Origin of the sequence: Luteitalea sp., assembly GCA_009377605.1 — a bacterium.
Taxonomy (GTDB): domain Bacteria; phylum Acidobacteriota; class Vicinamibacteria; order Vicinamibacterales; family Vicinamibacteraceae; genus WHTT01.
Genome location: WHTT01000379.1, coordinates 1 through 504 on the forward strand (window position 1 = coordinate 1; position 504 = coordinate 504).

The 504-nt window shown below is 68.1% G+C and carries 1 protein-coding gene; it reads right to left on the reverse strand.

Going from position 1 to position 504, the window contains the following annotated elements; all coding sequences use genetic code 11:
* The coding region (locus GEV06_29360) for a cobalt chelatase (protein MPZ21944.1) at nt 1-504 on the reverse strand (504 nt) is incomplete at both ends.

The following is a 504-nucleotide window of genomic DNA, read 5'->3' on the forward strand; positions in this document are numbered from 1 at the left end:
GCTCGCGGAGTCGCGGTTCAGCAGGAGCGCCAGGTCGCTGTCCAGCTTGGCCTGCTGGATCAGCTCCCAGATCTGCTGCTGGAGGTGCGGGAGCTTGGACGGATCCAATTGCTCCAGCGCGTAGTACTCGTCGACCAGGCGACTCAGCTCCTCAATCTCGCCGTAGCCCTCGGCCGTGGTCATCGGCGGCGTGAGGTGGTCGACGATTACGGCGTGGCTGCGGCGCTTTGCCTGCGCTCCTTCGCCCGGGTCATTGATGATGAACGGATAGACGAGCGGGACGTCGCCAAGGAGCAGGTCGGGGTAGCACTCGCCGGACAGGCCAAGCCCCTTTCCCGGCAGCCACTCGAGTGTGCCATGCTTGCCGACGTGGACGATGGCATCGGCGCCCCAGCCGCCGCGCTCGCGGGGCTCGGTGAGCCACCGGTACAGCGCGACGTACGGGTGGGGCGGCGGGAGATCGGGCATGTGGTAGATCGCGGCCGGGTCCATGCCGTAGCCGCG